Here is a 2851-nt window from a genome sequence, read left to right as displayed (position 1 = left end):
GGCAACTGGCCCGGATATTTTGCGCGCTTCTGCACGAGCGACACGAAGACCGCCGTCGGACGGGCCTTCGTCGACGAGCTCGGCGCCGAGCTGCGCCTCGGTCGCCCGATCCGGGCCGGGTACGCGATGGGCATGCGGGCCGAGGAGTCCCGAGCCCGCGCGGCGAAGCCGGTCATCGAACCGCATCGGATGACCGCGAAGACGCTGCGCGAGGTCACCACTTGGCTGCCGATCCATCACCTCAAGACCGACGAGGTCTGGAGGGTCCACGTCGACCGCGGCATCCCCTGCCACCCTGCCTACGAGCGGGTGAGTCGGCTCAGTTGCCGGGCCTGCCCGCTGGCGAGCCGCCAGGACCTGATCGAGTCCGCGCGGGTCAATGGCGACCTCTTCGACGAATACGCAGGAGCCGAGGAGCACATGGGCAAGCCGTTCAAGAAGAACCTCACCCTGAAGCGGATCATCGAATTGGCGCGGAGCTGACTGGACCAGCATCAACAACCCGGCGGGCCGCGCGACCGCGTCGGGACCCAGTGAGACCGGGACGGCCGCCCCCAGATCGGCCCCGACCTCAAGCCGGTGGTCCAGCGAGCCGAAACGACATGGACCCCACCACACAGGGGAGGGTAGATTTACCTATAGCTGAACGGGGCGCCATCTTTCGGGTGCGGCCTCCCGCAGCCCGCAGCCGGTGACGGGCGACCGTCTCGGCTCCCGGCCGGTGCCTGACCAGACACGACCAGGCACCGGCACCGAACCCACCATCGCGAAAGGCATACCTCTCATGAACAACCTTGCCGCCATTCCCGTCACCGCCGTGCTCCTGCACGCCCTGGCCGTCCTCGAAGTCCCCGGCTTCCTGGAGCTCGATGAGGGCTGCGTCATCGCTCACCCGAGGCACCTTCCCCAGGACAAGGCCCTAGGCAGCGAGCACGTCATTCTCTGCGCCCCCGACTATGCCGACAGGCCCGTCCTCAGCGCCTCCGACTATGCCGACAGGCCCGTCGCGCAGTACGCGGGCGGCCTGTACGCCATGGCATACCAGGGCTACGACGGCTCGGACTACTGCGAGATCGAGCGGGTCTACGAGGCGCAACCCGGAGGGGATCTCATGGCGCACGCCGCCGCGTGCGCGAAGGCCGTCGCCGACTGGTTTGCCTCGCGCCAGACCGCCGCCGAGTCCTCCTGAGGCGAAAGCGGGGCCGACGGCACGGACGAAGTCCGTGTCAGAGCCACCGAAGTGGACTGACTTGGGCAAAACCGTCGGCTCCTGGAACCCACAGGATTTGGAGGCGCGAACAAGCGCACACTGCACACCTGGGGTGCCCGTCAGTGTAGGGCCTTGTGTGAGACAGGATGAGACGTGACCACGACCAGAGAGCAGTTCGAGCAGCGCCTCGCGCGGCTGCGACGCGATGCCCAGGAGCTCACTCGCAAGGACTTTGCGCACCTTGCCGGTGTCGCCGAGAAGACGGTCCGAAACTGGCGGGACGCCGATCCGGCCTTCGCTTCCACGGCCCGGACCGGGCCGCGGCGAGTCCAGCTCTTCCCCTTTGAGGAGGGCGCGCAATGGGTGCGCAAGCAGCTCTTCGGCTCCGACGAGCGGGTGCCGGGGCCACGGCTCGCCGCGGAGCCTCACCGCATGCCCTACGCGTCGGGCGAGCGGTGGCGCTGGGTTGACATGGCGCGTCTTCGCGGAGTGACGCCGACCGCCGTACGGCTGCTCGCCGCCGATTACCGGGATCACTCCGAGCACCCGTTTCCACCGCGGGACGAGTTCGAGCGTACGTTTGACGCAGGCGAGGTCTCCGCCTGGTTCCTGTGGTACGACACCACTCGTCCGGGATACATCGGCCCCCGGCCCGCCGAGATCGCCGCCGAGTCCGGCTCCAAGGACACCCGCCGCAAGGAGGTCATCAGGCGCCTGAATGCGGCGATCGACAGCGGTGAATCCCTGACCGGCCCGGGCCTGGCCGAGGAGCTCGGGGTGAGCGTCGACGTCGCGGCCCGGTACCTGCGGCAGGCGGCCGAGGCGGTTCTTCCCGAACGCGGCCTGATCTCCCGCAGCCGGATCGCCGAACGGCTGCCCGCAACGGCCGCCTCGCTCACGCCCGAGCAGCGTCGGGAGAGGGTGAAGACCCTCCTCAGGCGCAAGAGCGCCCCCGCTCCGGTCATCATGGTGGCCGGTACGCCCTGCTACGACGAAACGGCCATCGCGGAGCTCCTCGCCCCTCTCGCGTGACCGCGTCGGCCACCGCGTCCCCGACCGGGCAGGCCGCAGTGGGCGTCCTCCCCTTCGTATCCCGGCGATCGAGTGTGCACCCCTCCCGTTCGGGCCCCGCTTCTTCCTTGCCGGGATGGGGGAGGGGCATCCACCGGCACCGGGCCGGGGGGCGTGGCCGTGTGCGGCAACACGAGCTTCCGCATGAATCGACGGCACTGCGGCCAGTGCGGAAATCCGCAGAGATGGCCCCCGGCGGGCCGGGATTTCGCGTTGACCACCCCACCAGTGAAAGATAGATTTACCGACGTCAAATAGGGGTAGGGCGAAGCCCCTGAAACCCACGATCACCAAGGAGTGCACCTTGGCTGAGGACACCGACAACACCGAGCACGCCGAGTTCTGGATGGTGTGCGAGACCGGCGACATCGAGACGTTCGACGACTACGAGGCGCTGACCTCCGCCGTCGAGCGCGACATCGAGAAGCACGGCGAGGAGACGGCCCGTGAATCGGGTGTGATCCACCCGTACGGCTACACGATCCACGTCATGCGCAACGGCCGCGTCGCCACGGAGGACTGGGAGCGGGAGGAGCCGCACAAGCCGCTGAGCATGAGCTGAGCGCCGCC

At 68.6% G+C, this 2851-nt stretch carries 4 protein-coding genes; all 4 read left to right on the top strand.

Annotated elements, in window-relative coordinates; all coding sequences use genetic code 11:
• Nucleotides 1–483, top strand: a 483-nt coding sequence (locus ACWGJ2_RS40145) for a phosphoadenosine phosphosulfate reductase domain-containing protein (RefSeq protein ID WP_453351365.1), incomplete at its 5' end; no start/stop codon positions are given.
• 301 nt (nt 484–784) lie between these two features.
• Entirely contained in the window at nt 785–1189 is a 405-nt protein-coding gene (locus ACWGJ2_RS40140; protein WP_453351364.1) for a hypothetical protein, read from the top strand.
• 174 nt (nt 1190–1363) lie between these two features.
• Nucleotides 1364–2242 (top strand): hypothetical protein, encoded by an 879-nt coding sequence (locus tag ACWGJ2_RS40135; RefSeq protein ID WP_453351363.1) that lies wholly within the window; start codon nt 1364–1366, stop codon nt 2240–2242.
• Between the two features lie 343 nt (nt 2243–2585).
• Nucleotides 2586–2843 carry a hypothetical protein gene (locus ACWGJ2_RS40130; RefSeq protein ID WP_453351362.1) on the top strand — a complete coding sequence of 86 codons (258 nt, stop codon included), beginning with the start codon at nt 2586–2588 and terminating at the stop codon, nt 2841–2843.
• The last annotated feature ends 8 nt before the right edge of the window (nt 2844–2851 follow it).

The sequence above is a fragment of the Streptomyces sp. NPDC054796 genome, assembly GCF_053611545.1.
The sequence above is the reverse complement of the archived record's forward strand: the minus strand, read 5'-3'. Positions and strand labels throughout refer to the sequence as shown.

Bases quoted from the DNA above. Each gene is read 5' to 3' on its own strand.
- ACWGJ2_RS40140 (WP_453351364.1), top strand. From the start codon at position 785: ATGAACAACCTTGCCGCCATTCCCGTCACCGCCGTGCTCCTGCACGCC.